29 protein-coding genes and 1 riboswitch are annotated in these 25,660 nt (G+C 73.0%); of the genes, 15 read left to right on the top strand and 14 right to left on the bottom strand.

The window, feature by feature from the left end; genetic code table 11:
• Positions 1-62: 62 nt before the first annotated feature.
• Both ACIO6U_RS23760 and ACIO6U_RS23755 read left to right on the top strand, forming a co-directional pair.
• Positions 63-788 (top strand): lysophospholipid acyltransferase family protein, encoded by a 726-nt coding sequence (locus ACIO6U_RS23760; protein ID WP_355341148.1) that lies wholly within the window; start codon positions 63-65, stop codon positions 786-788.
• A 186-nt stretch (positions 789-974) separates the two neighbouring features.
• Positions 975-2,018 carry an NAD-dependent epimerase/dehydratase family protein gene (locus ACIO6U_RS23755; RefSeq protein WP_401721955.1) on the top strand — a complete coding sequence of 348 codons (1,044 nt, stop codon included), beginning with the start codon at positions 975-977 and terminating at the stop codon, positions 2,016-2,018.
• 21 nt (positions 2,019-2,039) lie between these two features.
• Here ACIO6U_RS23755 and ACIO6U_RS23750 read toward each other — a convergent pair whose 3' ends face one another.
• Positions 2,040-2,642, bottom strand: a complete 603-nt coding sequence (locus ACIO6U_RS23750; protein ID WP_401721952.1) for a DUF1707 domain-containing protein — start codon at positions 2,640-2,642, stop codon at positions 2,040-2,042.
• A gap of 192 nt (positions 2,643-2,834) precedes the next feature.
• Here ACIO6U_RS23750 and ACIO6U_RS23745 point away from each other — a divergent pair, with 192 nt between their 5' ends.
• Complete coding sequence (locus ACIO6U_RS23745) at positions 2,835-3,689, top strand: TIGR02452 family protein (RefSeq protein WP_401721950.1); 855 nt, start codon at positions 2,835-2,837, stop codon at positions 3,687-3,689.
• A 121-nt stretch (positions 3,690-3,810) separates the two neighbouring features.
• Here the strand turns inward: ACIO6U_RS23745 and ACIO6U_RS23740 are convergent, their stop codons facing one another.
• The 8 genes from ACIO6U_RS23740 to ACIO6U_RS23705 form a co-directional block, all read right to left on the bottom strand.
• Positions 3,811-5,412, bottom strand: coding sequence for an alpha/beta hydrolase (locus tag ACIO6U_RS23740; RefSeq protein ID WP_401721947.1), 1,602 nt, complete (start codon positions 5,410-5,412; stop codon positions 3,811-3,813).
• 311 nt (positions 5,413-5,723) lie between these two features.
• Complete coding sequence (locus ACIO6U_RS23735; protein ID WP_401721944.1) at positions 5,724-6,551, bottom strand: urease accessory protein UreD; 828 nt, start codon at positions 6,549-6,551, stop codon at positions 5,724-5,726.
• Positions 6,548-7,249, bottom strand: coding sequence for an urease accessory protein UreG (gene ureG / locus ACIO6U_RS23730; protein ID WP_401721941.1), 702 nt, complete (start codon positions 7,247-7,249; stop codon positions 6,548-6,550). The genes ACIO6U_RS23735 and ureG overlap by 4 nt, the downstream gene beginning before the upstream one ends.
• 129 nt (positions 7,250-7,378) lie before the next feature.
• On the bottom strand, positions 7,379-8,137 hold the full coding sequence (locus tag ACIO6U_RS23725) for an urease accessory protein UreF (RefSeq protein WP_401721939.1): 759 nt from the start codon (positions 8,135-8,137) through the stop codon (positions 7,379-7,381).
• A 4-nt stretch (positions 8,138-8,141) separates the two neighbouring features.
• Complete coding sequence (locus ACIO6U_RS23720) at positions 8,142-9,863, bottom strand: urease subunit alpha (protein WP_401721936.1); 1,722 nt, start codon at positions 9,861-9,863, stop codon at positions 8,142-8,144.
• Positions 9,856-10,167 (bottom strand): urease subunit beta, encoded by a 312-nt coding sequence (locus tag ACIO6U_RS23715; protein WP_355341174.1) that lies wholly within the window; start codon positions 10,165-10,167, stop codon positions 9,856-9,858. Before ACIO6U_RS23715 ends, ACIO6U_RS23720 begins: the two co-directional genes overlap by 8 nt.
• Before the next feature lie 14 nt (positions 10,168-10,181).
• A complete protein-coding gene (locus tag ACIO6U_RS23710; protein ID WP_355341177.1) occupies positions 10,182-10,484 on the bottom strand; it encodes an urease subunit gamma in 303 nt (100 codons plus the stop codon).
• Between the two features lie 87 nt (positions 10,485-10,571).
• Complete coding sequence (locus ACIO6U_RS23705) at positions 10,572-10,862, bottom strand: type II toxin-antitoxin system Phd/YefM family antitoxin (RefSeq protein ID WP_188285531.1); 291 nt, start codon at positions 10,860-10,862, stop codon at positions 10,572-10,574.
• An 85-nt stretch (positions 10,863-10,947) separates the two neighbouring features.
• On the opposite strand from ACIO6U_RS23705, the gene ACIO6U_RS23700 reads away from it, so the two are divergent.
• The 3 genes from ACIO6U_RS23700 (at position 10,948) to ACIO6U_RS23690 (ending at position 13,000) form a co-directional block, all read left to right on the top strand.
• Complete coding sequence (locus ACIO6U_RS23700) at positions 10,948-11,583, top strand: ATP-dependent Clp protease proteolytic subunit (protein WP_188285535.1); 636 nt, start codon at positions 10,948-10,950, stop codon at positions 11,581-11,583.
• A gap of 6 nt (positions 11,584-11,589) precedes the next feature.
• Complete coding sequence (locus ACIO6U_RS23695; RefSeq protein ID WP_401721931.1) at positions 11,590-11,910, top strand: hypothetical protein; 321 nt, start codon at positions 11,590-11,592, stop codon at positions 11,908-11,910.
• A 484-nt stretch (positions 11,911-12,394) separates the two neighbouring features.
• A riboswitch (cyclic di-AMP (ydaO/yuaA leader) is annotated at positions 12,395-12,523 on the top strand.
• 3 nt (positions 12,524-12,526) lie between these two features.
• Complete coding sequence (locus ACIO6U_RS23690; RefSeq protein ID WP_355341181.1) at positions 12,527-13,000, top strand: C40 family peptidase; 474 nt, start codon at positions 12,527-12,529, stop codon at positions 12,998-13,000.
• A gap of 241 nt (positions 13,001-13,241) precedes the next feature.
• Here ACIO6U_RS23690 and ACIO6U_RS23685 read toward each other — a convergent pair whose 3' ends face one another.
• A complete protein-coding gene (locus ACIO6U_RS23685) occupies positions 13,242-13,967 on the bottom strand; it encodes an ADP-ribosyltransferase (RefSeq protein ID WP_401721928.1) in 726 nt (241 codons plus the stop codon).
• 97 nt (positions 13,968-14,064) lie between these two features.
• Between ACIO6U_RS23685 and ACIO6U_RS23680 the strand changes: the two genes are divergently transcribed.
• Entirely contained in the window at positions 14,065-14,814 is a 750-nt protein-coding gene (locus ACIO6U_RS23680) for a GNAT family N-acetyltransferase (protein ID WP_401721926.1), read from the top strand.
• Between the two features lie 14 nt (positions 14,815-14,828).
• On the opposite strand, the gene ACIO6U_RS23675 is transcribed toward ACIO6U_RS23680, so the two are convergent.
• Positions 14,829-15,257 carry an ATP-binding protein gene (locus ACIO6U_RS23675; protein WP_401721923.1) on the bottom strand — a complete coding sequence of 143 codons (429 nt, stop codon included), beginning with the start codon at positions 15,255-15,257 and terminating at the stop codon, positions 14,829-14,831.
• Positions 15,258-15,509: 252 nt separating this feature from the next.
• Between ACIO6U_RS23675 and ACIO6U_RS23670 the strand changes: the two genes are divergently transcribed.
• A complete protein-coding gene (locus tag ACIO6U_RS23670) occupies positions 15,510-16,379 on the top strand; it encodes a helix-turn-helix transcriptional regulator (RefSeq protein ID WP_355341193.1) in 870 nt (289 codons plus the stop codon).
• A gap of 11 nt (positions 16,380-16,390) precedes the next feature.
• Positions 16,391-16,624 (top strand): DUF397 domain-containing protein, encoded by a 234-nt coding sequence (locus tag ACIO6U_RS23665; RefSeq protein WP_355341196.1) that lies wholly within the window; start codon positions 16,391-16,393, stop codon positions 16,622-16,624.
• 46 nt (positions 16,625-16,670) lie between these two features.
• Here the strand turns inward: ACIO6U_RS23665 and ACIO6U_RS23660 are convergent, their stop codons facing one another.
• Complete coding sequence (locus ACIO6U_RS23660) at positions 16,671-17,900, bottom strand: 8-amino-7-oxononanoate synthase (protein WP_401721919.1); 1,230 nt, start codon at positions 17,898-17,900, stop codon at positions 16,671-16,673.
• A 294-nt stretch (positions 17,901-18,194) separates the two neighbouring features.
• Here ACIO6U_RS23660 and bioB point away from each other — a divergent pair, with 294 nt between their 5' ends.
• The 3 genes from bioB to bioD all read left to right on the top strand — a co-directional run bounded on the left by bioB (position 18,195) and on the right by bioD (position 21,706).
• A complete protein-coding gene (bioB, locus tag ACIO6U_RS23655; protein WP_391045148.1) occupies positions 18,195-19,436 on the top strand; it encodes a biotin synthase BioB in 1,242 nt (413 codons plus the stop codon).
• Positions 19,429-20,754: an adenosylmethionine--8-amino-7-oxononanoate transaminase gene (locus ACIO6U_RS23650; RefSeq protein WP_391045151.1), complete on the top strand. Its 1,326-nt coding sequence runs from the start codon at positions 19,429-19,431 to the stop codon at positions 20,752-20,754. Before bioB ends, ACIO6U_RS23650 begins: the two co-directional genes overlap by 8 nt.
• 220 nt (positions 20,755-20,974) lie before the next feature.
• On the top strand, positions 20,975-21,706 hold the full coding sequence (gene bioD, locus ACIO6U_RS23645; protein WP_355341205.1) for a dethiobiotin synthase: 732 nt from the start codon (positions 20,975-20,977) through the stop codon (positions 21,704-21,706).
• 124 nt (positions 21,707-21,830) lie between these two features.
• Here bioD and ACIO6U_RS23640 read toward each other — a convergent pair whose 3' ends face one another.
• The gene (locus ACIO6U_RS23640; RefSeq protein ID WP_401721914.1) at positions 21,831-22,235 is read right to left on the bottom strand and encodes a fic family toxin-antitoxin system, toxin component; all 405 of its coding nucleotides are present in this window, start codon (positions 22,233-22,235) and stop codon (positions 21,831-21,833) included.
• Positions 22,232-22,471 (bottom strand): antitoxin, encoded by a 240-nt coding sequence (locus tag ACIO6U_RS23635; RefSeq protein WP_355341211.1) that lies wholly within the window; start codon positions 22,469-22,471, stop codon positions 22,232-22,234. Before ACIO6U_RS23635 ends, ACIO6U_RS23640 begins: the two co-directional genes overlap by 4 nt.
• Positions 22,472-22,652: 181 nt before the next feature.
• Between ACIO6U_RS23635 and ACIO6U_RS23630 the strand changes: the two genes are divergently transcribed.
• The 3 genes from ACIO6U_RS23630 (at position 22,653) to ACIO6U_RS23620 (ending at position 25,604) form a co-directional block, all read left to right on the top strand.
• Positions 22,653-23,078 (top strand): GNAT family N-acetyltransferase, encoded by a 426-nt coding sequence (locus tag ACIO6U_RS23630; RefSeq protein WP_401721911.1) that lies wholly within the window; start codon positions 22,653-22,655, stop codon positions 23,076-23,078.
• A 91-nt stretch (positions 23,079-23,169) separates the two neighbouring features.
• Positions 23,170-24,591: a hemolysin family protein gene (locus ACIO6U_RS23625; protein WP_401721908.1), complete on the top strand. Its 1,422-nt coding sequence runs from the start codon at positions 23,170-23,172 to the stop codon at positions 24,589-24,591.
• Positions 24,588-25,604, top strand: coding sequence for a hemolysin family protein (locus ACIO6U_RS23620; RefSeq protein ID WP_355341220.1), 1,017 nt, complete (start codon positions 24,588-24,590; stop codon positions 25,602-25,604). The genes ACIO6U_RS23625 and ACIO6U_RS23620 overlap by 4 nt, the downstream gene beginning before the upstream one ends.
• Positions 25,605-25,660 lie beyond the last annotated feature (56 nt).

Here is a 25,660-nt window from a genome sequence, read left to right as displayed (position 1 = left end):
GCACCGAGGATCGGGGCACCGCTCTCCGGGCGCACCGGGACGGGTCAGGGGAGGCAGCCACCGTGTTCTACCGACTGCTCAAGTACGTGGTCCTCGGGCCGCTGTTGCGGCTGATGTTCCGGCCCCGGATCGAGGGGATGGAGAACATCCCCGAGAGCGGCCGGGCGATCATCGCGGGCAATCACCTGTCGTTCACCGACCATTTCGTGATGCCCGCGATCCTGCCGCGCCGCATCACCTTCCTGGCCAAGGCCGAGTACTTCACCGGTCCCGGTCTGAAGGGGCGACTGACGGCGGCGTTCTTCCGCAGCGTCGGACAGATCCCGGTCGACCGGTCGGGCGGCAAGGCGTCGCAGGCGGCCGTCACCGCGGCGATCGAGGTCCTGGAGCGTGACGAGCTGCTGGGCATCTACCCGGAGGGCACCCGCTCGCACGACGGGCGGCTGTACCGCGGCAGGACCGGCGTCGCGCTGATGGCGCTGCGCGCCCAGGCCCCCGTGATCCCCTGCGCGGTGCTCGGCACCTTCGAACTCCAGCCGCCGGGACGGAAGTTCCCGCGGATCGGCCGGGTCACCATCCGCTTCGGCGAGCCGCTGGACTTCAGCCGCTTCTTCGGCATGGAGGAAGAGCGGTACGTGGTGCGGTCGGTGACCGACGAGATCATGTACGCGATCATGGCGATGTCCGGGCAGGAGTACGTGGACCGGTACGCGGGCGAGGTGAAGGCCGAGCAGGCGGCGCTCGCGCAGGGCGGCACCGGGGGGCGGCTGCGCCGCAAGTCGTCCTGATCCGGGGCCTGTTCCCGCCCCGCCGGGATTGCGCCGCGCGCTGCCGGGGCTCCTTCTCGCGCTGCCGGAACCCCGCCACGCGCTGCCGGGGCTCCGCCTCGCGCTGCCGGGGTTGCGCCGAGGGCGAATCCGCGCAGGGCGAACCCCTCTGGTCCGCGCGGTGCCCGCCCGCATAGCGTCCTCACCATGACGGGAACCGCGTTCGTGATCGGCGCTTCTGGACAGATCGGGCGGCAGGCCGTACGCGCCCTGGCCGCGGACGGCTGGCAGGTGACGGCCGCCTCGCGCGGCGGCGGCTCGGACGAGGGGTGGCCGACGAGCGTGCGTACGGTCCGGGTGGACCGCTCGGACAGCGCCGCGCTGGCCGCGGCGCTCGGCGACGGCTGCGACGTCCTGCTGGACTGTGTGGCCTACGACGGCGCCGACGCACGGCAGTTGTTGTCGCTGTCCGACCGGATCGGTTCCGCGGTGGTGATCTCCAGCGCGGCGGTGTACGAGGACGAGGCGGGCCGCAATTTCGACACGCAGGCCGAGCCGGGCGGCTCCCCGCGCTTCCCGGTGCCGCTCCCGGAGACCTGCGCGACGGTCGCGCCGGGCCCCGCGACGTACGGCACCCGCAAGGTCGAGTTGGAGCGGACGCTGCTGGAGGCGGGCGACCGGCTGCCGTCGACGCTGCTGCGCGCCGGGGCGATCCACGGCCCGCACAGTCCGCTGCCGCGTGAGATGTACTTCGTCAAGCGCGCGCTGGACGGCCGTCCGGTGCGGGTGCTGGCGTACGGGGGCAGGAGCCGGTTCCATCCGGTGCACGCGTCGAACATCGCCGAGCTGGTCCGGCTGGCGGCGGCGAAGCCGGGCTCCCGCGCGCTCAACGCGGGTGATCCGCGGGTGCCGACCGTCGCGGAGATCTCCGCCGCCGTGGACCGCGCGCTCGGCGTGACCAGCGAGACCGTGCTGGTGGACGGGCCGCCGCCGGAGCCGACCGTGGGCGACACTCCGTGGGGCATGCCGTACCCGATGGTGCTGGACATGTCGGCGGCCGAGCGCGAACTGGGCTACCGCGCGGTGACCTCGTACGAGGAGTCGCTGCCGGGGACGGTGGCCTGGCTGGCGGCGGAGCTGGACAAGGCGGACTGGCGCGAGGTGTTCCCGCTGCCCGCGCGGCTGTCGGAGCACGGCGACTGGTTCGACTACGCGGCCGAGGACCGCTGGCTGGCCGGGCGCGGGGCGTGACGCCCGGTCCGCGCCGCGGCGTCAGCGGCCGTCCCGCCAGGGCCACTTGAAGCGGCGCATCACCCGGACGTGGCCGAAGACGGAGCGTCCGGTGATCCGTACGACCGGTCCGTCCACGCCGCTCTTGTCGCTGCGGCGGCCGTGCTGGGAGCGCTTGCCGAACAGCGCCGTGCCGACGTCGTAGACCTGCGCGTGGTCGGGGACGATGACCTCGACCTTGCCGAAGAAGGAGTCGGCCTGGATGACCACCTCGCGGCGGGTGAACACCGCCTGCCGCAGGTCGATCACGACGGCGCCGAAGCTGGCCCGTACGACGGTGTGCGGCGGCACCGGCCACTGGCCCGAGCGGCGGACCTTGCTGAACAGCGCCCGCACCGCCTCGTTGTCGGCGGCCGAGGCGAGCGGGGCGCCGGGCGCGGGGGCGGGCAGGTCGGCGGTGAGCGGCGCCAAGTCGCCACGGGTCCTGGCGGCGTAGGCCGCCTCCATCCGCTCGGCGTGCTCCTCGGCGGTCAGCCGGCCCGCGGCGAATGCCTCCGCCAGCAGCGCCGCCGTACGGTCGCGCTCGTCGTCGGACGCCCGCATCCTCGGCTCGCCGGAACGCGCCTTCGGGGACAGCTCGGACACGGCACTACCTCCCAGGGAAACGGAACGCGACTCACGATATATCGCGTCTACCGCCGCCCGCAAGAAGCCGGCCGGAAGGCCGGACGAAGCCGTACGAAGTCCGGGATCAGCCCGTAGGGATCGGCCCGACGGCCGCCGCGACCGCCCGAATTCACTCGCGCCGGAGCCCGTACACGCCCTACCGTCCTGGGCATGAGTGCTCGTCTGCGGAACATCGCCACGGAGAATCAGCGGATCGCGGCGGAGGGCGGGTACGACTCCCCGGCCGGACGGTACGTCCCGCTCGGCGAGGCCGTCGCGGCGGCGGCCGACGGGACCCGGATGTACGGCCCCGCGCCGGTCGCGGTCCCCGGCGAGGGAGCGTGGGGCGACGGGCCCGTGCGCTGCGAGGTGACGCCGGAGAGCAGCATGGAGGCGGCGGCCAGGCTGGTCGCGGCAGACGCCGCGGGCGGCGCGGTGGCCGTGCTCAACTTCGCCTCCGCACGCAACCCCGGCGGCGGTTACGTCAAGGGAGCGCAGGCGCAGGAGGAGGCGCTGTGCCGTTCCTCCGCGCTCTACACCTGTCTGCTGCGCGCACCCGAGTTCTACGCCCACCACCGGGCGGAGACCGATGTCTTCTACAGCGACCGCGTCATCCACTCCCCCGCCGTGCCGGTCTTCCGCGACGACAGCGGCACGCTGCTCGACGTGCCGTACACCGTCGGCTTCCTCACCTCGCCCGCGCCGAACGCCGGGGTCATCGCGCGCACGACGCCCGACCGCGTGCCCCTCGTCGGAGCGGCCCTCGACGCGCGCGCCGAGCGGGTCCTGGAGGTGGCCGCCGTACACGGCTACCGGCGACTGGTGCTGGGCGCCTGGGGCTGCGGGGTCTTCATGAACGACCCGGCGCGGGTGGCCGCCGCCTTCGCCCGGCTGCTGACCGGCGACGGCCGCTTCGTGGGCGCCTTCGACGAGGCCGTCTTCGCGGTCCTGGACCGGCGCGCGGACTCCCCCACCCGTGCGGCCTTCGCCGCCGCCTTCAGCGACACCGCCGCGAAGCGGCCGTAGCCGTACCGCGGTTGTCGCCGCCCCGTGTCGGCGCGGCCGTCACGCCGGATGCGCGGCGGGCGGCCCACCGCACCGTGAAGGTGGGTGGACCGCCCGTACGCGGTCTCGCCGGTTCCTCGCCCTAGGGCGCGGCGGGTACGGGTGCGGCGTGGGGTCCGCACACCACGTCGTGGGCGTCGACCGTGCCCGTCAACAGATAGCTCTCGACACGGGAGTTGATGCACGGGTTCACCAGGTTGGTGACGCCGTGCGAGCCCGCGTCCTTCTCGGTGATCAAGCGGGAGCCCGCCAGGCGGCGGTGGAGTTCGAGCGCCCCGGTGTAGGGGGTCGCCGCGTCCCTGGTGCTCTGCACGATCAGCACGGCGGGCAGCCCGTGGTGCGAGCGGACGTCCACCGGGCGCTGCTGCTTGACGCCCCAGGTGGCGCACGGCAGGTTCAGCCAGGCGTTCTCCCACGTCAGGAAGGGGTACTTGGCGTGCAGCGCGGTGTTGTCCCGGTCCCATGTGCGCCAATTCGTGGGCCACTTGGCGTCGGTGCACTCCACCGCGGTGTACACGGCGTTGCTGTTCTCGGCCGAGATGTTGCCCGCGGTGTCGGACAGGTCGGGCGCCGCCGCGTCGAGCAGCGCCTGGGTGTCACCCGCCTCGTAGCGGCTCCAGACGCCCGCGACCGTGGCCCACGTCGAGTCGTAGTAGGGCGCGTTCTGGAAGAAGCCGAGGAGTTCGTTCGGCCCGACGACGCCGCCGATCGGGCGGCTCTTGGCGGCGGCGCGCAGCGCGAGCCACTTCTGCTCGACCTTCGCGGGCGTGTCGCCGAGGTGGTAGACGGAGTCGTACGTCGCGACCCACGCCTCCCAGTCGTCCCAGCGGCCCTGGAAGGCCACGTCCTGGTCCAGGTTGTTCCGGTACCAGATCTGGTCCTGCGCCGGGTTGACGACGCTGTCCACGATCAACCGGCGCACGTGCGTCGGGAAGAGCGTCGCGTAGACCGCGCCGAGGTACGTGCCGTAGGAGACGCCCAGGTAGTTGAGCTTCTTCTCGTGCAGCGCGGCGCGGATGACGTCCAGGTCGCGTGCGGTGTTCTGCGTGGTCATCTGGGAGAGCGTCCGCGCGCCGGTGCGCTCCAGGCAGCCGTCGGCGTACTCGGCAGCGAGCTTGCGCTGTGCGAGCTTGTCGGCCTCGCTGTCCGGCACCGGGTCGGCCTTGGGGGCTTTCACGTACTCCTGCGGGTCCTCGCAGGAGATCGGGGCGGAGTGGCCGACGCCGCGCGGGTCGAAGCCCACGAAGTCGTACGCCTTCGCCGTCTTGACCCACAGCGCGGAGGAGGTGGTGACCCGGACCGGGAAGCGCAGTCCCGAGCCGCCGGGACCGCCCGGGTTGTAGATCAGCGCGCCCTGCCGTTCGGCCGGGGTACCGGTGTTGCCCGCCCGGTCCACGGCCAGCTTGACGGTCGCGCCGAACGGCTTGCCGTAGTCGACGGGCACGGTCACATAGCCGCAGGTGATCGGTGACGGAATGTTCCAACTCGCCGGGCAGGCAGCCCAGTCGATGCCCTTGCGGGCGGCGTTCGCGGCGGCGATCACCACGCCGACGGACTCGGGTACGGTGACGGACCGCGCCGATCTCGACGGCTGGTCGTGCGACTGTGCGGTGGCCGCCGGGGCGGCTGCGATGGCGCCCGCGATCAGGGCGCCGGTGGAGACGAGCACGATCGTGCGTCTCAAGGCGGAAACTCCCCTCCTGGTCCGTGGCTTGTGGCCACGGTGGTCACAGTTGCTGCGGAGCGAATCCTTTCCCCTGTGAGTCGCCTGTGAACAGGCCAGGCGGGTGATTCTTCATCAAAGTGTGATTCTGCGGACGAGTTGGGCGTGAGGTGGCTGCCGCCGCACGGGTGACGGCCGTTTCCCCGGGCCTGCGCTGGTCGCGCTCCGGGCACCGGGATGCCCGCACAGCGGAGCTGTGCGGGCATTCAGGTAACGCGGCGGGCGGGCGTGCCAGGCACCGAAGGGGCCGTTCGTGATCCGCCGGACAGGCTCTAGTCGGCCGGGGCGCTCGCGGCCCGGGCGGCCGCCAGACCGGCGTCCAGCAGACGGCGCAGGCGCAGGCCGTCCGCGGCCACCGCGGTGATCAACGCGGCGGGGCCCGCGAGCGGGGTGACGGCCGCCCGGCCTTCGGCGGGGTCGGCGGGCAGCGTGCGGGCGACGGCCGGGAGGTCGGCGAAGCCGGGTTCGATCAGCAGGAGTTGGCCGACGGCCCGGTAGCGGCCGAGGACGGCCGGTCCGTCCCAGCCGGTGGGGGCGCCGGGGCCGAAGCGGAGTTCCTGGTCCAGGAGCGGGCGGCCGTCGAGGTGGGCGGTCAGCCGGGTGCTGAGGCGGCCGGGGGGTTCCGCGTGGCGGCCGAGGATCTGTTCGTCCCGCAGCAGGAGGCGCGCGCCGGGGGCGAGGTCCACGCGGGTGGTCATCCGCAGGTCGCTGCGGTGGGCGGCGATCACCGGCTCGGGCAGCCAGCGCAGCGCGCCACCGGCCCGTACGGTCAGCCGCACGTCGTACGTCGCCCGCACGCCGTCCCGCCCCGGCAGCGACACCGTGGCCGCGGCGGACCCCACCGCGAGCCGTGCGCCCTGTCCCACCTCCGCCTCGATCCGCAGCCGGTCGCCGCCGAGCGGCGCGCTCATCGCGCCGACCACCATCACCCCGGCCCCTTCGCCGTCGGCGCCGCCGACGATCCGGCTGCGCCGCAGCGCCAGCGGTCCGTCACCGGCCAGCACGGGCAGCGCCGTACCGCCGTGCCCGTCGGGGGCGGCGACGATCCGCGCCGTGGCGACGACGCCGTGCGCGGTGTCGCGGACCGCCACGTCGTTCACGCCGTCGTCGCGGGGACGGCGGCCCAGGCGGCCAGGCGGTCGCCCACCCAGGCGGCGACCGGGGCGACGCCGTCGGGGGCGGCGACGGAGGTGAGGACGACGGGCAGGTCGCCGCGCTGGGCGGCGGCGTCGCGGGACATGCGGGTGAGGTCGGCGCCGACGTAGGGGGCGAGGTCGGTCTTGTTGATCACGAGGAGGTCGGCGGTGGTGACACCGGGGCCGCCCTTGCGGGGGATGTCGTCGCCGCCCGCCACGTCGATGACGAAGATCTGCGCGTCCACCAGTCCCTTGGAGAAGGTGGCGGTCAGATTGTCGCCGCCGGACTCGACGAGGATGAGATCGAGCGGGCCGACCGCGTCCTCCAGATCCTCGACGGCTTCGAGATTCGCGGAGATGTCGTCCCGGATCGCGGTGTGCGGGCACGCGCCGGTCTCCACGGCGGCGATCCGTTCGGCGGGCAGCACCGCGTTGCGCAGCAGGAAGTCGGCGTCCTCGCGCGTGTAAATGTCATTGGTGACCACGGCGATCGACAGGTCGTCGCGCAGTCTGCGGCACAGCGCCGCGACGGTCGCGGTCTTGCCGGACCCGACCGGGCCGCCGAGGCCGATCCGCAGCGCGCGCCGCCTGCCGTCGGCGCGGACGGCGGGCGAGGAGTGCGCGTACCGCTCGGGGTAGGTCTCGGGGTGGTCGAGATGCATGGTCAACTCCGTTGGTGCGGACGGCGTTCGGAACCGGGCTGCGGATGAGGCTGCGGATCAGGAGGCGGATCAGGCTGCGGATCAGGAGGCGGATCAGGCTGCGGATCGGAAGGCGGGTCGGGAGGCGAATCACGAGGCGAAGAGGCGTACGGGCCAGGCGGCGTGGTCCTGCGCGGCAAGGTCGAGCAGCGGTGCGGACGCGGCGGGCAGCACGTCCGGGCCTTCGGCGAGGGCGCGTTCGGCGGCGAGCGCCGCCGCGGCGGCCGCCTCGTCGACGCACGGTGCCAGCCGGGCGAGTACGGCCGCGGCGTGGAAGGGGTCGAGGCTCAGCAGCCGTACGGCGGCGGTCGCGGGCCCGCTGACGGACTCGTAGGCGGCGACGTGTGCCGCGTCCTGCGGGAGCAGGCCGGCGGCGCGGGCGGTGACGCCGAGGACGACGGGCTGGTGGGCACCGCGCGGGCGGGCGGCGGCGAGCTGGTCGAGCGCGGGTGCGGGCCAGGCGGCGCGGGCGGCGCGCAGGAGCTGGCGGCCGAGCTTGCGGGAGGTGGTGCGCAGGGCGGGCGAGGGGGTGCGGGCGTCGGCCGCCGCGTCCAGGACGAGCGGGTCGAGGCCGAAGGTCGCCGCCGCGGCCAGTGCGGCGGCGACCAGTCCAGTGGTGTGCAGACGGCCCCGGCAGAAATCCGCCAGGGTCGCCGCGTCCCGCACCCGGCCGTCCGCGACCGCGGCCTCCGCGCCGCCGGAGTGCGCGTGGCCGCCGGCCGGGAAGCGGCCGTCGGCGAGCAGCAGCAGGGCGGCGCGCGCGGCGGGTGTCGTGGTCGTAGGAGGCGGGGTCGTCGGGGTCGTCGGGGTCGTCGGGGTCGTCGGGGTCGTCGGGGTCGTCGGGGTCATGGTCTCAGAAGAGGAAGTACCGCTGGGCCATGGGCAGTTCCGGCGCGGGCGCGGGCTCCACGACCTCGCCGTCGATCCGTACGGTGAACGTGTCGGGTTCGACCTCGACTCTCGGCAGCGCGTCGTTCTCCCGCATGTCGGCCTTGGTCACGGCGCGTGTACTGCGGATCGGCACGAACTCCTTGCCGAGGCCGAGGCGTTCGGGCAGGCCGTCCTCCAGCGCCGCCTCGTTGACGAAGTTGACGGAGTTGGCGGCGGGCGCGGTGCCGACCGCGCCGAACATCGGCCGGGGAAGCACGGGTTGGGGGGTGGGGATGGACGCGTTGGCGTCGCCCATCTGGGCGTAGGCGATCTGGCCGCCCTTGATGACGAGTTGTGGCTTGACTCCGAAGAACGCCGGTTCCCACAGCACCAGGTCCGCGAGCTTCCCGGCCTCGACGGAGCCGATCTCGTGGTCGAGGCCCTGCGCGACCGCGGGGTTGATGGTGTATTTGGCGACATAGCGGCGGGCGCGGTGGTTGTCGGCCGCGCCGTCGCCGGGGAGCGCGCCGCGCCGTCGCTTCATCACGTGCGCGGTCTGCCAGGTGCGCAGGGCGACTTCGCCGATCCGGCCCATGGCCTGTGAGTCGGAGCTGATGATGCTGATCGCGCCGAGGTCGTGCAGGACGTCCTCGGCGGCGATGGTCGACGGGCGGATCCGGGACTCGGCGAAGGCGAGGTCCTCGGGGACCGACGGGTTGAGGTGGTGGCAGACCATCAGCATGTCGAGGTGCTCCTCGACGGTGTTGACGGTGTGCGGCCGGGTCGGGTTGGTCGAGGACGGCAGCACGTGCGGCTGCGAGACCACGGTGATGATGTCGGGCGCGTGCCCGCCGCCCGCGCCTTCGGTGTGGTAGGCGTGGATGCCCCGGCCCGCGATGGCGGCCAGGGTGTCCTCGACGAATCCGGCCTCGTTCAACGTGTCGGTGTGGATGGCCAGTTGGGCGCCGGTCCGCTCACAGACCGTCAGGCAGGCGTCGATGGCGGCGGGGGTGGCGCCCCAGTCCTCGTGGATCTTGAACCCGACGGCTCCGGCGCGCAGTTGGTCGTGCATGGACCGCTGGTTGACGGTGTTGCCCTTGCCGAGCAGCCCCACGTTGACCGGGTACGCCTCCAGGCCCGCGAACATCCGCGCCAGGTGCCAGCCGCCGGGCGTGACGGTGGTCGCCTTGGTGCCCTCGGCCGGTCCCGTGCCGCCGCCGATGACGGTGGTGACGCCCGCCGACAGGGCCTGCGGCAGCAGCGTCGGCGAGATGAAGTGGACGTGCGCGTCGATGGTGCCGGCAGTGAGGATCTTGCCGTTGCCCGCGATGATCTCGGTCTCGGGGCCGATGACGAGGTCGGGGTGGACGCCGTCCATCGTCTCGGGGTTGCCCGCCTTGCCCAGCGCGGTGATCCGGCCGTCGCGGATGCCGATGTCCGCCTTGACCACGCCCCAGTGGTCGAGGACGACGGCGCCGGTGATGACGGTGTCGGGCGCGCCCTCCGCGCGGCTGGTGCGCGCCTGGCCCATCGATTCGCGGATCACCTTGCCGCCGCCGAAGACGGCTTCGTCGCCCGCGAGTCCCGGCCCGCCCGCCAGGTCGCGTTCGACCTCGATCAGCAGGTCGGTGTCGGCCAGCCGGACCCGGTCCCCGGTGGTGGGGCCGTAGAGGTCGGCGTATACGGCCCGCGAGAGGTCAGCCATCGAGCGCCCCCGCGGTCTCGCCGCGCAGCCCGGCCACGACGCGCTGTCCGGCGATCGGCACGAGTTCGACCTCGGCGGGGATGCCGGGCTCGAAGCGTACGGCGGTGCCCGCGGCGATGTTCAGCCGCAGGCCGCGGGCGGCGGCGCGGTCGAACTCCAGACCGGGGTTGGCCTCGGCGAAGTGGTAGTGCGAGCCGACCTGGACGGGCCGGTCGGCCGCGTTGAGAACGGTGAGGCGGGTCACCGGGCGGCCCGCGTTGAGCGGCACGGGCGCGTCCGCGCTGAGGATCTCTCCGGGGATCATGGCGCTCCTGCCCGTCAGACGATCGGCTGGTGGACGGTGACGAGCTTGGTGCCGTCGGGGAACGTGGCCTCGACCTGCACGTCGTGGATCATCTCGGGGATGCCGTCCATGACGTCGGCGCGGGTCAGCACGGTGCGCCCGGACTCCATCAGTTCCGAGACGCCGCGGCCGTCGCGGGCTCCTTCGAGCAGATGCGCGGTGATGAGCGCGACCGCCTCGGGGTGGTTGAGCCGCAGCCCGCGGGCGCGCCGCTTGGCCGCCACGTCCGCGGCGACATGGATGAGCAGGCGTTCCTGCTCGTGGGGGGTCAACTGCACAGCCACACCTCACAGTCGTCAGAACCCGCGAGATTAGTTCGACGCGGTTTCGACTGCGTTAACCCCTGTTACGGGCGGCGGTCGCTGTTATGGACGACGGTCGCCGGTCTGGTGACCCCGGTGCTCGGCCGCGATGCCGAACCGTCGGCGTTCGCCCGTGGCGGACGTACGGGAGCCGACGGCGGAGACCGTACTGATCACCTGCTCCTCGGCCTGCTCGTCGAGATCACGCAGTCGTTGCAGGTCAGCGGCGGACACCAGGGCGACGAGGGGCTTGCCGTGGCGGGTCAGCACCACCTGTTCGCCGCCGTAGACCACGCGGTTGATCAGTTCCGCGAGCTCGGCACGCGCTTGTGTCACCGGGACGTCATGGGTCATGCTCCCCATCATAACGAGATGTACGTCCTGTACATTTTGACCTGTGGCCAGTTCCTGCGCCCAGATCCGCCCGGAGGTGCACGCCGTGTTCCGTCCCACCGCCCGCTACGTCCTGCCCGAGTTCACCGAACGCAGCAGCAACGGCGTCCGCACGATGGACCCGTACTCCAAGCTGCTCCAGGAGCGGATCATCTTCCTGGGCACCCAGGTCGACGACACCTCGGCGAACGACGTGATGGCCCAGCTCATCCACCTGGAGAACGCCGCCCCCGAGCAGGACATCAACCTCTACATCAACTCGCCCGGCGGCTCGTTCTCGGCGATGACCGCCATCTACGACACGATGCAGTTCGTCACCTGCGACGTGGCGACGGTCTGCATCGGGCAGGCCGCCTCGGCCGCGGCCGTGCTGCTGGCGGCGGGCGCGCCGGGCAAGCGCATGATCACTCCGGGCGCGCGGGTGCTGATCCACCAGCCGTCGCTCGGCGAGGTGGTCCAGGGGCCCATCTCGGACCTGGAGATCCAGGCCAACGAACTGCTGCGCACCCGCGAGCAGTTGGAGACGCTGCTGGCCCGGCACACCGGCCGGGACATCGAGCGGATCCGTACCGACATCGAGCGGGACAAGGTCCTCGACGGCGAAGAGGCCGTCGCCTACGGGCTGGTGGACAAGCTGACCACCAGCCGCAAGACCAACGGCCCCGCGTACGGCCTGCGGTGACCCGCGGTGGTCCCGGAACTGCCGCCGCTTCCGGCGCTCACCCGCTCCGAGGGTGAGCTGATCGACTCCTACCTGGAGGTCGTCGATCTGCTCGGCCGGATCAATCCGTCCCGCACCGCCGACACCTACAGCGCCCTGCGGGCCGCCCAGGCGCTGGTGGGCCGGGCGACCACGCTGCGCGACGCGCTGACCGTGATGCACATGCGGGGCGAGACCGAACTGCACCACGCCACACTGGCCCGCGCCCTGCGGGTGCTGGACGGCGAGCGGCGGTCGGGGCTGGTGGCGCTGGCGCCCGATCCGGCCGCGGGGCCGCCGCCCGCGTGAGGCTGGTGCGGACAGCGCGGCCCGTGCGGCCCGTTGGTGTGAGCCTCGTGCGGTCCGCCGACGGAGAGCTCGCGCGGCACACCGACGCAGGCCAGGTGTGAGCGCGGTCACTCTGCGCGCTCGAAACCGTCGGCACTGCACCAAAGGGGCTCATCCCATCGGCGTATTCACCGCCGATTCATGCTCTCCGGCCGAATTGCGCGCACCGGCCAAAACCGCCCATCGTCCGTCACATATCCGCAGGTCAGATGATGCGACCGGAGGCGCGGACCGGGTGATTCGCCCCGGTGTCCACCCGAATAGGTGAGTCGTGACCTGACTCACACCGCGCGTTTCCCGCCCGGCTGTGGCCGGTTCTGTGCGTCACCATCCGTAGTGACGACAAGCCCCCGCCGCCGTGGCGGGGCGGTCCACGCGGACGCCCAGTCCCGCCGCCGCGTGGACGTCAGGTCGACATGAGTGCACCGGCGGGAGCGGAGGACCCAGGTACGACGGGTCGGTCACGGCACAGCGCCGGAGCCGTCCCTTGGGGTGAAGCCGCACCACGCGGCCGGGCATCTTCGCCAGCCCGAACCCGACAGGTCATCCTTCGGAGGCTGATGACGAAGGGTTGCGCATGTTCGCGCTCAAGTGCATCTCCGGACGGCTGTCCCGGCTCGGGACGGCCTCCGTGCTCACCGCCACAGCGGTCGCACTGCCCGCGCTGCTGCCGGGCACCGCCCAGCAGGCCGAGGCCGCGACGATGGGCGTGAAGGCCCTGAACGTGGCGGCGTCGAAGAAGGGCTCGCCCTACCAGTGGGGCGCCACCGGCCCGAACCGCTTCGACTGCTCGGGGCTGACGCTGTACTCGTTCAAGCGCGCGGGCAAGAAGCTGCCGCGTACCGCCGCCGCCCAGTACAACAGCACCCGGCACATCTCGTCGGGTGCCCGCCGCGTCGGTGACCTGGTGTTCTTCCACACCGGCCGGTCCATTTACCACGTCGGGATCTACGCCGGGAGCGGCCGGATCTGGCACGCCCCCAAGACCGGCGCCAGGGTCCGGCTGGAAAGGATCTGGACCAGCGCCGTCTGGTACGGGCGGGTGGCGTGACCCGGACGGCCGATTCCGGCCGCGACGCGTATCGCGCCCGTACGGCGTATACGGTCCGTGGAGCGGTGGGCACTCGCCGCCGCGCGGCCCGGCCGTCGTCCGGCCCGAACAGCGGCCCGGAGCCGTAGGACAGTGCGGGCCGGCGGCTCGGGTGCGACGGGGCGACCCGCCGCACCCCCTTCAGCGGCGTGGACAGCCGGTCCGGCCGGGGGTACGGCTCCCCCGGCCGGATCAGGGACGGTCAGCCCGCCGGGAGCAGCACCGGCGCGAACGGACGCGGCGCCGGAATCCCGCGCCACGGGACGTAGTACGGGTTGCGTACGCAGCCGGCCAGGTCCTCGTCCTTGGTCGCCTTGTCGACGGGACAGGCGCCGACGATGAAGCGCCGGGCGAGGCCGCCGGGGAAGGCGACCTCGTGCTGGTCGGCCCACTTGTGGGTGTCACCGATCGTGGCGTTGACGTCGATACCGCCGGGCGCGTCCACGTAGTAGTTGAAGCCGGGCTTCCACTGCTTGTAGAGGTCGTGGTCGTAGCTGGTGCTCACGAACGGCGACGGCTGGTTCTTCAGCACGTACGCCGCGAGGTCGTACTGCCCGTCCTGCGCGGCCTTGGGCTGGAAGCCCTCCTGGAAGACCACGGCGGGGGCGCGGCCGTCCGAGCGGAACAGCTCCCCGCACGTGCGGCGGTAGGACGGCTCGGGGGTGATGCGCTCGACGTCGACGCTGCGGTCGGCGGCGGCGAACAGCGGATCGTGGACCACCGGGCACCAGCCGTCGTCGCCCGCGGGGGCGGGACGGGGCACGAGGGACGTGGAGGGCGCGGACAGGGCGGTGGGCGCCGCGGGGGACAGGGGTCCGGAGGCGACGGCCGACGCGGTCTCCGACGTGGCCGCGGTCTGCGCGGCGAGTACGGCGGTCAGGGTCAGCGCGCCGGTCGTGAGAAGCGACCGGACTCGGTTCTTGATCATGACGCACAGACTCGCGGGACCGGCCCCGCGATCGGCCGCATGTCACCCGATCGTAGGCGCGTCCGGCCGCGTACGGGACGGCTGAGAGGATGGTCGGATGAGCTCGCCGACCACCGCGGCGCACCGCGCCGGGCCCTCCCTGCGGTCCCTGCTGGACGCCGCCGCGCGAGGCGACTTCCCGCCCGCCGACGGGACCGTCACCTTCGTCGCCCAGCCGTCGGCCCGCGACGCCGGAGTCATCGCCTTCACCGCCCACACCGTGGTCTTCGCCGACATCGCCGACGGGTCGGGTACGGCGTGTATGGCGGGTACGGCGGGTACGGCGGGTACGGCCGAATGCCCGGCGTCCGAAGACACCGGTGCCGGTCTCCGTGCCCTGCTCCCGCCCGACGACCTGTCCGCTCCGCTCAACCCGCCTTTCCTGACCGCTCTTTGCGCCCGCACCGGCCGTGTGGTCAACAACCTCGACCTGCTGGCCCTGGCCGCCCCGCTGCCGGGCCCGCCCCCGCTCCCCCTCACCGAGACCACCGACCGCTCCCATCCGCGGATCGTGCGGGCGCTCCAGCACCGCGACGACGTGCGGGCCTGGACCGCGCCCGGCGGCACCGTCCTCATCGGCCGCGGTGTGGCGGGCCGTTGGGAGACCGCCGTCGAGGTGGACCCGGACGCCCGCGGCAAGGGCCTCGGCCGCCTTCTCGCCCTCGCGGCCCGTCATCTCGTCCCGGACGGCGCGCCGTTGTGGGCCCAGATCGCCCCGGGCAACGCGGCGAGCGTGCGGGCCTTCCTCGCCGCCGGTTTCGCACCGGTCGGAGCCGAGGCGCTGCTGGTGCCGCCGACGCGCCCGTGAACAGCGCCCGTCGCTCAGGCCACCGGGACCGCCCAGGGGATCGTGATCCAGACCGTCTTGCCGCCCTCGTCGGTCGGCGTGATCCGCAGCCTGCCGCCGGACTCCGCCGCCAGATGCCGAATGATCATCATCCCGCGCCCGTTGTCCTGCTGGACCGCAGCGGGCAGCCGCTGGGGCCAGCGCGGGTGGCTGTCGGTCACGCCGATCAGCAACTGCTCCTGCCGTTCGAGACGCACGTCCACGGTGAAGGTCGGCGACATTCCCGAGGTGTGCAGCACCGCGTTGGTGGCCAGCTCGGAGACGATCAGGCGCACGGCGTCGACCGAGGGGGCGTCCGACGGCAGTCCCCATTCGGCGAGTCGGGCGCAGACGTAGCGCCGGGCCGCCGGTACCGAGGCAGGGTCGCTCGGCAGAGTGACGGAAGCTTCCTGCAGATCTGCCATGGCGACATCGTTCCTTTCCCATCCACTGCGGACCGGGGTATCGGCGCGGGCTCTCCGGGCCACGCCCGGAAGTGGCTGGTTCGCGCCAGACTGCCACTAATCGTGCCGCCGTTTCGGACGGTCCACCGCGCAATGCATATATCTGTCGCTCAAATCGGTGAACTCTGCTACGTGGATACGCATTTGGTCGGCACACTGTCGTAATGACCGCCCGACTACCGGCATCCCTCACTTCAGGAGGTGCGAGAGGCCATGGAACGGGTCCCCGCCGTACGACGACGCAAGCTCGGCGGCGAACTGCGCCGACTCCGCGACCTGTCCGGAATGACCAGCGAGCAGGTCGCCGAGGCGGCCGGCTGGCACCAGTCGAAAGTCAGCCGTATCGAGACCGGCCGCAGCAGCGTCAGCGCCGAGGACGTCGACGTGCTGCTCGACGTCTACGAGGTGCGCGACCGCGATCTGCGCGACCTGCTGGGCACGCTGGCAGGTCAGGGCAGACAGCGCGGCTGGTGGCAGGACTTCCGCGACGTACTGCCCGTGGAGTACCGCGACTTCATCAGCCTGGAGGCGGGTGCCAGCCGGGCCCGCTCGATGGAGAACAGCGTGGTGCCCGGCCTGCTCCAGACCCCCGCCTACGCCCGGGCGCTCACCCGCGACGTCATGCCGCATCTGACCCGGAGCGAGGCCGGCGCACTGGTCGACGTGCGGATCGCCCGGCAGGCGGTGCTGCGCCAGGACGAGCCGCTGGAACTGTGGGCCGTGCTGGACGAGGCCGTGCTGCGCCGCGTGGTCGGCGGCCCCGCGGTCATGTCCGATCAGTTGCGGTCACTGGAACGCGCCGCCGCGCTGCCGCAGATCCGGCTCCAGGTGCTGCCCTTCGGCGCCGGGGGCCACATAGGAGTTACGGGTTCGTTCGTTATCTTCTCATTTCCGCGCATCGCTGATCTCGACGTGGTTGTTATCGATCATTTGACGAGTAGTCTCTACGTCGATCGAAAAGAAGACATCACCGCTTACGGCGCCGCTTTCACCCGATTGAGCAACATTGCCCTTCCTCGCGACGAGTCCGTCGCGTTGATCAGTAAGATCGCCGGGGAGATGTCGCGATTCGCAGGCGCATAAAGGAGGCCACCATGGCGGCACAGTCCGGGTACGTTTCCTCGAGCGCGTCGATTTCCGGCGTGACATGGCGGAGGAGCAGTCACAGCACCGCCGCGAACAACTGCGTGGAGACCGCGAGACTGGCCTCGGGGCTGCTCGCCGTCCGCGATTCCAAGGACCAGGAGGGGCCCGCGCTGCTCTTCCCACCGGGTGCCTGGTCGCACTTCGTCGGGGCGCTGCGCCGGGACGACCTCGGCCCCGCGTAGGACCGGGTCGGTTCCTGCGGCGGACGGACGGCGGCGGGCCGCGCCCTCAACCGCGCGGCGCTGTACGGACGATGACGTCCACCGCGCCTGCGACCTGCGCGTCCGTCAGGTCGCAGCGCGCGGTCAGCCGCAGCCGGGACACCCCGTCGGGGACGGACGGCGGCCGGAAGCAGCCGACGGCCAGACCCGCGGCCCGGCACCGGGCCGCCCACTCGACGGCCGCCTCGGGCGAGGGCGCGCGCACCGACACCACACAGGCGTCGGGCGCCGTCGCGTCCAACTCCGCGGCGGTCAGCATCCGGTGGAAGGCGCGGGCCACGTGCAGCGCGCGGTCGGCGCGCTCCGGCTCGCGCCGCAGCAGCCGCAGCGCGCCGAGGGCGGCGCCCGCCGCGGCCGGGGCGAGACCGGTGTCGAAGATGAAGGTGCGGGCGGCGTTGACCAGGTGCTCGATGACGGCCGCGGGCCCGAGCACCACACCGCCCTGCGCGCCGAACGCCTTCGACAGCGTCGCCGTGCTCACCACGTCGGGGGCTCCGGCGAGTCCGGCCGCCGCGAGCGCGCCGCGCCCGCCCTCGCCCAGCACGCCGAAGCCGTGCGCGTCGTCGACGAGCAGCGCGGCGCCGTACTCGCGGCAGGCCGCGGCGAGCGCGGGCAGCGGCGCCGCGTCGCCGTCCACCGAGAACACCGAGTCGCTGACGACGACGGAGGGCGCTCCCCCGGACCGGGACGCGTCGGCGTCCCGCCGGGCCCGCGCGCCGAGCGCCTTGCGTACGGCCTCGGGGTCGGCGTGCGGCACCACTTCGGTGGTGGCGCGCGACAGGCGGCAGCCGTCGATCAGTGAGGCGTGGTTGGCGGCGTCGGAGACCAGCAGGGTGTCGGGGCCGGTCAGCGCGGTGACGGCGGCGAGGTTGGCGGCGTAGCCGGAGGCGAGGACCAGGGCCGCCTCGAAGCCGGTGAAGTCGGCGATCTCCGCTTCGAGTTCCGCGTGCAGCGCGGTGCTGCCGGTGACCAGCCGGGAGCCGGTGGCGCCCGCGCCCCAGCGCAGGCAGGCGTCGGCGCCCGCCTTCGTGACCTCGGGGTGCCGGGTCAGGCCGAGGTAGTCGTTGCCCGCGAGGTCGAGCAGCTCCCAGTCCGCCGGGCGGGGGCGCAACTCCCGCCGGAGCCCGGCCTCGCGCCTGATCCGGTCCTGTTCCGCGATCCAGCCGAAGGGACCTGACGGGTCGGCGGTGCCGCTCCCGGCGGAGGCGTGCGGGTCGGCGGGGTCGGTGCTCTTCACGGGTGTCCCTGGGGTCGGAGGGTCGATGGATCGGGTGGATCGGGCGGATCGGTGCGCGAGCCGGTCGGGCGGATCGGCGGCTTTTCGGCTCAGCGGTTCTTCGGCTCAGCGTTTCAGTGGCAGTTCGGTTCAGCGGCACTTCTGGTCGGGCCGCGCGCCCCCTCACACGGACGTCATCAGCAACGTACTGGCCCGCACACATGCACAGGGTGTGGTGATGCACACACCAGTAGCCACCCGAGTTGTGCGGTCCGCCATTGGCCGCGGGTGCCGTCGTGCGCGAGGATCGCCCCTATGGATCTGCTGACCACTCTCGTGGACAAGGGGCTGCGGCGCGAGCTGCCCACCAGGGACGAGGCGCTTGCCGTCCTCGCGACCTCCGACGACGAACTGCTCGACGTGGTGGCCGCCGCGGGCAAGGTGCGCCGCCAGTGGTTCGGACGCCGGGTCAAGCTGAACTACCTGGTCAACCTCAAGTCCGGGCTGTGCCCCGAGGACTGCTCGTACTGTTCGCAGCGGCTCGGCTCGAAGGCCGAGATCCTCAAGTACACCTGGCTCAAGCCCGACGAGGCCGCCGCGGCGGCGCGCGCCGGGGTGGCGGGCGGCGCCAAGCGGGTGTGCCTGGTGGCGAGCGGGCGCGGTCCCACCGACCGCGACGTGGACCGGGTCTCGGCGACCATCGCGGCCATCAAGGACCAGAACGAGGACGTCGAGGTGTGCGCCTGCCTCGGCCTGCTCTCCGGCGGCCAGGCCGAGCGGCTGCGGACGGCGGGCGCGGACGCGTACAACCACAACCTCAACACCTCCGAGAACACCTACGGCGACATCACCACGACGCACACCTACGCCGACCGCGTGGACACCGTGCGGCAGGCACAGGCCGCCGGGCTGTCCGCGTGCTCGGGGCTGATCGCGGGCATGGGCGAGAGCGACGCGGACCTGGTGGACGTGGTGTTCTCGCTGCGCGCGCTCGACCCGGACTCGGTGCCGGTGAACTTCCTGATCCCGTTCGAGGGCACGCCGCTGGCCAAGGAGTGGAATCTCACCCCGCAGCGCTGCCTGCGCATCCTGGCGATGACGCGGTTCGTCTGCCCGGACGTCGAGGTACGGCTCGCGGGCGGCCGTGAGGTGCACCTGCGCACGATGCAGCCGCTCGCCCTGCACCTGGTCAACTCGATCTTCCTGGGCGACTATCTGACCAGCGAGGGCCAGGCGGGCCAGGCCGACCTCGACATGATCGCCGACGCGGGCTTCGAGGTGGAGGGCGCGGGGACGTCCACGCTGCCCGCGCACCGCGCCGACGTCGCGGAGGCGGCGACCGGCTGCGGTTCCCACGCTTCCGGCTCCGTGTGCGGCTCGCACGAAGGCGGCTGCGGCCCCTGCGGCCACGACGAGGACGCGGCGCCCGCCGCGAGCGCGGCGCCCGTGCGGACCGAGACGGTGCGGACGGAACCGGTACGCGCCGAGGGCCCGCGCCCCGATCTGGTGGCGGTACGGCGACGCGGCGCGGGGACGGACCTGCCGCCCAATGCCTGAGCCCTGCCCCTCGCCCGACGCGCCGCTCGACCCGGACACGCTGCTGGCGCTGGACCGGGAGCACGTCTGGCATCCGTACGGCCCGATGCCCGGCCGTCAGGAGCCGCTTGTCGTCGCGTCCGCCTCCGGCGTACGGCTGCGGCTCGCGGCGCCCGCCGAGGGCCGTACCGAACTGGTCGACGGCATGTCGTCGTGGTGGTCGGCGATCCACGGCTACCGGCACCCCGTGCTGGACGACGCGGCGCACGCCCAGCTCGACCGGATGAGTCATGTGATGTTCGGCGGGCTCACGCACGAGCCCGCCGTACGTCTCGCGGCCAAGCTGGTGGAGATCACGCCGGAGCCGCTGCGGCATGTCTTCCTCGCCGACTCGGGTTCCGTGTCGGTCGAGGTCGCGATCAAGATGTGCCTCCAGTACTGGCGTTCGCTGGGCAGGCCGGACAAGCAGCGGCTGCTGACCTGGCGCGGCGGCTACCACGGGGACACCTGGCAGCCGATGTCGGTGTGCGATCCGGACGGCGGCATGCACGAGCTGTGGTCGGGCGTGCTGCCCCGGCAGATCTTCGCCGACGCCCCGCCGCCCGGCTTCGACGCGGCGCCCGACGCCGTGTACACCGCGCATCTGCGGGAGTTGATCGGACGGCACGCCGACGAGCTGGCCGCCGTCATCGTCGAGCCGGTGGTGCAGGGCGCGGGCGGCATGTCCTTCCACTCCCCCGAGTACCTGCGGGTGCTGCGGGAGGCGTGCGACGAACACGACGTCCTGCTGGTCTTCGACGAGATCGCCACCGGTTTCGGCCGCACCGGCACGCTCTTCGCGGCCGAGCACGCCGGGGTCTGCCCCGATGTGATGTGCGTCGGAAAGGCGTTGACCGGCGGCTATCTCACGATGGCGGCGGCGCTGTGCACAGGCGAGGTCGCCGAGGGCATCTCGCGCGGCGAGGTGCCGGTGCTGGCCCACGGCCCGACCTTCATGGGCAATCCGCTGGCCGCCGCCGTCGCCTGCGCCTCCGTCGACCTGCTGCTCGACCACGACTGGGCGTTGGAGGTCAAGCGCATCGAGTCCGGGCTGCGCGAGGGCCTGGACGGGGTCGCCGCGCTGCCCGGTGTCCGCGATGTGCGGGTGCTCGGCGCGATCGGCGTCGTCCAGCTCGACCACCCGGTCGACATGGCGGCGGCCACCGCCGCCGCGGTGCGCGCCGGGGTGTGGCTGCGGCCCTTCCGCGATCTCGTCTACACGATGCCGCCCTATGTGACGGGCGACGACGACGTGGCGCGGATCTGCGCGGCGGTACGGGATGCGGCCGTCGCGGGCTGACCGGGCCGCGTCCTTGGCGGCAGGCGCACGGCATCCGACATACCGCGCGCCGTACGGCATACGTCGTACGAGCTGACCGCGCTCGTCACCAATTGGGCGGAATGAGCGGTCCCGGCACGGGTACGAGGCGCGCCGGGACCGTACGCTCCGGGCACACGCGCGGCGCCCGGAGCGGCACGGCGACATGACATGGCACGGCAACGAGGAACGGAGCGACACCATGGCCATCGTGGTCATCACCGGAACGGGTACCGAGGTCGGCAAGACGGTGGCCACCGCCGCCGTGGCCGCCGCGTCGCTCGCGCAGGGGCTGAGCGTGGCCGTGCTCAAGCCCGCCCAGACGGGCGTGGCGGACGGCGAGCAGGGGGACGCCGCGGAGGTGGCCAGGCTCGCGGGCCCGGTGACGGCGGCCGAACTGGCCCGCTACCCCGAGCCGTTGGCGCCCGCGACGGCGGCCCGCCGCGCCGGGCTGCGGCCGGTGGGCCCCGAGGACATCGCGGAGGCGGCGGCCAAACTGTCCGCGGTGCACGACGTCGTGCTGGTCGAGGGCGCGGGCGGGCTGCTGGTCCGCTACGACGAGCAGGGCTCGACCCTCGCCGACGCGGCGGCGCTGCTGCGGGCGCGGGTGCTGCTGGTCGCCCCGGCCGGGCTCGGCACCCTCAACAGCACGGCGCTGACCGTCGAAGCGCTCAGCGCCCGCAAGGTCGACTGCATCGGTGTGATCATCGGAAGCTGGCGGGCCGAGCCGGAGCTGGCCGAGCGCTGCAACATCGCGGACCTGCCCGAGGTCGCGCAGGCGCCGCTGCTCGGCGCGCTGCCGGAAGCCGCCGGCGCCCTGTCCCCCGCCGCCTTCCGCACCGCCGCCCCCGACTGGCTGGCCCCGCAGCTCGGCGGCACCTGGGACGCGGCGGCCTTCGCGGAGGTCTTCGCCCCGGCGCCGTACAAGGCGTAGCCGCGCGGGGCATCGCCGGACAGGGCGCAGCCGTACGTACGGGCGACCGCGAGCGGGCGCAGCCGTACGTACGGGCGACCGCGAGCGGGCGCAGCCGTACGTACGGGCGACCGCGAGCGCGCCGCTACCCGACCTGTCCGGCCGGGCCCAGCTCCGCCTCCGTCGTCCAGGTGCGCAGCTCGTCGGCTATCCGGTCCAGCGGCGCCGAGCCGTCCTTCACCAGCCGGGCCAGGTCACGTACCTGTTCCGGCGTCATGGAGGGCGTGAGGCGGCTGGCGACGAGGTAGGCGTAGGCCACGGCCGAGGCGAACAGCGCGTTCGTCTCCTCCAGCGCCGGGACGTGCACGAGCAACTGGAGCATGGCGGCGGCGCGGGTGTGGGTGTCGGTGTAGACGGGCGTGCCGAAGATCTCCGCGTCGTGCCTGCTGACGGCCGCGACGAGCGCGCCCCAGTCGGTCACCTGCGGGTCGCCCGGCGTGTAGTGCTCGGCGACCATCAGCAGCCATGCGAGGTCGATACGGAGGGTCAACGCGCGCCTTCACCCCGGGCGGCCGCCCGGGTGCCGAACTCCTCGGCGAAGACCTCTTCGTAACGCTTCATGAAGTCGGCGGCGGCCTCGACGAATGCCTTGCCGTTCTCGCCCTCGTCCTGCTGGACGAGTTCCTCGATATAGCGGTTCACACTGATACCGCGCTGCGACGCGCGCTGCCGGGCCGTCTCGGCCGTGGCTTCGTCCACCCGAACGTTCAACTGGGTCTTCGACATGCGTCCACGCTAGCGCCGTGGCGCTAGTAGCGGCAAGGGCGCCTTCCGCGGCGACGCCGGGAACCTCCCGCGCCCCCCGGGGACGGATCGGGGCCTTCGACCGTTGGCAGGGCATGAACGACATTCATCTCGCATGCCGGAATTCCCCACCCGGAAATCGGTGCGGTGATTGGCTGCGGTGATGAGCGATCTTCACCTTCGGACCGCCACCCCCTCCGACGCCCTGCCCGTCCTCGCCTTCTGGCGGGTCGCGGCCGAGGGCACCAGCATCAGCGACGACCGGGCGGGGGTGGAACGACTGATCGCCCGCGACCCCGGCGCCCTGCTCCTCGCCGAGCGGGACGGCGACCTCGTCGGTACGGTCATCGCCGGTTTCGACGGCTGGCGCTGCCACCTCTACCGCCTCGCCGTCCACCCGGACGCCCGGCGTCAGGGCGTAGCGACCGCGCTCCTCGACGCCGCCGAACGCCGCTTCACCACGCTCGGCGGCAGGCGCGGCGACGCGATGGTGCTCGAACGCAACGAGCGGGCGCAGCACGCCTGGAGAGCGGCCGGGTACACCCGCGAGTCCCGCTGGCGCCGGTGGACCAAACCGCTCACCTCATGACGGTTCACCGAGCGACGACCGGGCCGGCCCCGGACCGCCAATACCGAGCGGTCGGCCCGGTCGTGGCCGATCATGGGACCGAGGTGACCGGATGACTGAAACACTTCTGCTGTTGGTGGCCGTACTGCTCACCCTCGCCTGCGGCGTCTTCGTCGCGGCCGAATTCTCCCTGACCACGATCGAGCGCGGTGAGCTGGAGCGCGCGACGCGGGACGGCGAGCGCGGCGCCGCGGCGGCGCTGGCGGCCGTCCGCACACTGACCGTGCAGCTCTCCGGCGCGCAGCTCGGCATCACCGTGACGGGGCTGGTCATCGGCATGCTCGCCAAGAGCTCGATCGCGGAGCTGCTGCGCGGGCCGCTGCGGGCCGCGGGGCTGCCGGACTCAGCGTCGTCCTCCGTCGCCCTGGTGCTGGGCACCGCCCTGTCCACGGTGGCGCTGATGGTGGTCGGCGAGCTGGTGCCGAAGAACTGGGCGATCTCCACTCCGCTGCCGGTCGCCAAGGCCGTGGCGGCGCCGCAGCGCGCCTTCACCGCCGCCTTCCACCCGCTGATCCACCACCTCAACAACACCGCGAACCGGGTGCTGCGCGCGATGGGCCTCGAACCCGCGGAGGAGCTGGCGTCGGCGCGCGGCCCGCAGGAGCTGGCCGCGCTGGCCCGGCACTCGGCCAAGGAGGGTGTGCTGGAGGCGGACACCGCCGAGCTGTTCGTCCGTACCCTCAACCTCGCCGAGCTCACCGCGGAGAACGTGATGACACCGCGCGTCCAGGTCACCGCGCTCGAAGCACAGGCCACCGCCGAGGACGTGGCGAACGCGACCCGCGCGACCGGCCTGTCCCGCTTCCCCGTCTACCGCGGCAGCCTGGACTCGGTGATCGGCACCGCCCACATCAAGGACGTCCTCGCGGTCCCCGCCGACCGGCGCCCGCGCGTGCCGGTCACCGAGCTGCTGCGCGAACCGCTGCTGGTCCCGGAGACGCTGACGGTCGACCGGCTGCTCGACCGGCTGGGCGGACGACGCTCGATGGCCGTGGTGATCGACGAGTACGGGGGCACGGCGGGCGTGGTGACCATGGAGGACATCGTGGAGGAGGTCGTCGGCGAGGTCCGCGACGAGCACGACCCGCACGAGCTTCCCGACCTGCTCTTCCTGCGGGAGGCGCCGGACGGGCGGCGGATCTACGACGCGGACGGCGCGACCCGTACCGAGGACCAGTTGGAGCGGATCGGGCTGCACGCCCCCGACGGGCCGTACGAGACGCTGGCCGGTCTCGTGGCCCAGCGCCTCGGCCGTATCCCGGCGCGCGGCGACGCCTTCGAGCTGGACGGCTGGCGGATCGAGGTCACCGACGCGAGCGGGCACCGGGCGTCGCGGGCCCGGCTGATCTCCCCCGCGCGGGCGGCCCGGGCCCCCGCCGCCGCGGACAGGGCGGCGGGCGGCACGCCCGGCGCCACGGCGGGCAACCCGCCCGGCAACACCGCGGGCACGGCCGAGCGGAGACGTGACCGATGACCGTCGTCCAGTTGCTCATCGGCGCGCTCACCCTCGTGGTGAACGCGTTCTTCGTCGGCGCCGAATTCGCCATGATCTCGGTACGCCGCGGCCAGGTGGAAACCCTCGCCGAGAGCGGCGACCGCCGCGCCCGCAGCGTGGTGTGGGGTCTGGAACACCTCTCGCCCCTGCTGGCCGCGGCGCAGCTCGGCATCACCGTGTGCACGCTGGTGCTCGGTATCGTCGCCGAGCCCGCCATCGCGCACCTGCTGGAGCCGGTGTTCCACGCCGTGCACGTGCCGGAGGGCGCGATCCACGTCATCGCGTTCGTGATCGCGCTGGCCGTGGCCACGTATCTGCACATGCTGTTCGGCGAGATGGTGCCGAAGAACATCGCGCTGGCCGATCCGGTACGGTCCGCGCTGGTCCTCGGCCCCCCGCTGGTGGGGCTGACCAGGGCGCTGCGGCCGGTGATCTTCGCGATCAACGCGTTCGCCAACACGCTGCTGCGGCTGCTGCGGGTGGAGCCGCGCTCCGAGGTGGCGGCCGTCTTCTCCGACGACGAGCTGTCCCGGATGGTGGTGGACGCCGGGGCGGCGGGGCTGCTCGACGAGCGGGCCGCCGAGCGGCTGCGGGACGCCCTGGAGCTGGGCAGGCGGCCGATCGGCGAGATCGTGGTGCCGCCCGAGCGGGTGGTACGCGCGCCGCTGGGCATCACGCCCGAGGGCCTGGAAGCGCTCGCCGCCGACTCCGGTTACTCCCGCTTCCCGGTCGCCGACCCCGACGGCCGGGTCCTGGGCTACCTGCACGTCAAGGACGCGCTGGACGCCGATCCGCGGGACGCGCCCTTCCGGCGCACCGCCCTGCGGCACATCACCCGCGTCGGCGCCGCCACCCCGCTGGACGACGTCCTCACCGCGATGCGGGCGGGCAGCGCCCACCTGGCGGCGGTCGTGGACGACGCGGGGCGCGGCATCGGGCTGGTGACGATGGAGGACGTGCTCAAGGAGCTGGTCGGTCCCGGACGCCCCTGAACGGCCGGGGCGACCGGGTACGGGTCCCGACCTCGTTGCCGGTGCTCCTGAGCGGT

Origin of the sequence: Streptomyces sp. NPDC087422 (genome assembly GCF_044744145.1) — a bacterium.
Taxonomy (GTDB): Bacteria; Actinomycetota; Actinomycetes; order Streptomycetales; family Streptomycetaceae; genus Actinacidiphila.
Note: the sequence above shows the minus strand (reverse complement) of the source record. Positions and strands in the feature narration are given on the sequence as shown.

Bases quoted from the DNA above. Each gene is read 5' to 3' on its own strand.
- ACIO6U_RS23755 (WP_401721955.1), top strand. From the start codon at position 975: ATGACGGGAACCGCGTTCGTGATCGGCGCTTCTGGACAGATCGGGCGG.
- ACIO6U_RS23745 (WP_401721950.1), top strand. From the start codon at position 2,835: ATGAGTGCTCGTCTGCGGAACATCGCCACGGAGAATCAGCGGATCGCG.
- ureG (WP_401721941.1), bottom strand. From the start codon at position 7,249: ATGCATCTCGACCACCCCGAGACCTACCCCGAGCGGTACGCGCACTCC.
- ACIO6U_RS23725 (WP_401721939.1), bottom strand. From the start codon at position 8,137: ATGACCCCGACGACCCCGACGACCCCGACGACCCCGACGACCCCGACG.
- ACIO6U_RS23720 (WP_401721936.1), bottom strand. From the start codon at position 9,863: ATGGCTGACCTCTCGCGGGCCGTATACGCCGACCTCTACGGCCCCACC.
- ACIO6U_RS23715 (WP_355341174.1), bottom strand. From the start codon at position 10,167: ATGATCCCCGGAGAGATCCTCAGCGCGGACGCGCCCGTGCCGCTCAAC.
- ACIO6U_RS23705 (WP_188285531.1), bottom strand. From the start codon at position 10,862: ATGACCCATGACGTCCCGGTGACACAAGCGCGTGCCGAGCTCGCGGAA.
- ACIO6U_RS23690 (WP_355341181.1), top strand. From the start codon at position 12,527: ATGTTCGCGCTCAAGTGCATCTCCGGACGGCTGTCCCGGCTCGGGACG.
- ACIO6U_RS23685 (WP_401721928.1), bottom strand. From the start codon at position 13,967: ATGATCAAGAACCGAGTCCGGTCGCTTCTCACGACCGGCGCGCTGACC.
- ACIO6U_RS23680 (WP_401721926.1), top strand. From the start codon at position 14,065: ATGAGCTCGCCGACCACCGCGGCGCACCGCGCCGGGCCCTCCCTGCGG.
- ACIO6U_RS23675 (WP_401721923.1), bottom strand. From the start codon at position 15,257: ATGGCAGATCTGCAGGAAGCTTCCGTCACTCTGCCGAGCGACCCTGCC.
- ACIO6U_RS23670 (WP_355341193.1), top strand. From the start codon at position 15,510: ATGGAACGGGTCCCCGCCGTACGACGACGCAAGCTCGGCGGCGAACTG.
- ACIO6U_RS23665 (WP_355341196.1), top strand. From the start codon at position 16,391: ATGGCGGCACAGTCCGGGTACGTTTCCTCGAGCGCGTCGATTTCCGGC.
- bioB (WP_391045148.1), top strand. From the start codon at position 18,195: ATGGATCTGCTGACCACTCTCGTGGACAAGGGGCTGCGGCGCGAGCTG.
- ACIO6U_RS23650 (WP_391045151.1), top strand. From the start codon at position 19,429: ATGCCTGAGCCCTGCCCCTCGCCCGACGCGCCGCTCGACCCGGACACG.
- bioD (WP_355341205.1), top strand. From the start codon at position 20,975: ATGGCCATCGTGGTCATCACCGGAACGGGTACCGAGGTCGGCAAGACG.
- ACIO6U_RS23635 (WP_355341211.1), bottom strand. From the start codon at position 22,471: ATGTCGAAGACCCAGTTGAACGTTCGGGTGGACGAAGCCACGGCCGAG.
- ACIO6U_RS23630 (WP_401721911.1), top strand. From the start codon at position 22,653: ATGAGCGATCTTCACCTTCGGACCGCCACCCCCTCCGACGCCCTGCCC.
- ACIO6U_RS23625 (WP_401721908.1), top strand. From the start codon at position 23,170: ATGACTGAAACACTTCTGCTGTTGGTGGCCGTACTGCTCACCCTCGCC.
- ACIO6U_RS23620 (WP_355341220.1), top strand. From the start codon at position 24,588: ATGACCGTCGTCCAGTTGCTCATCGGCGCGCTCACCCTCGTGGTGAAC.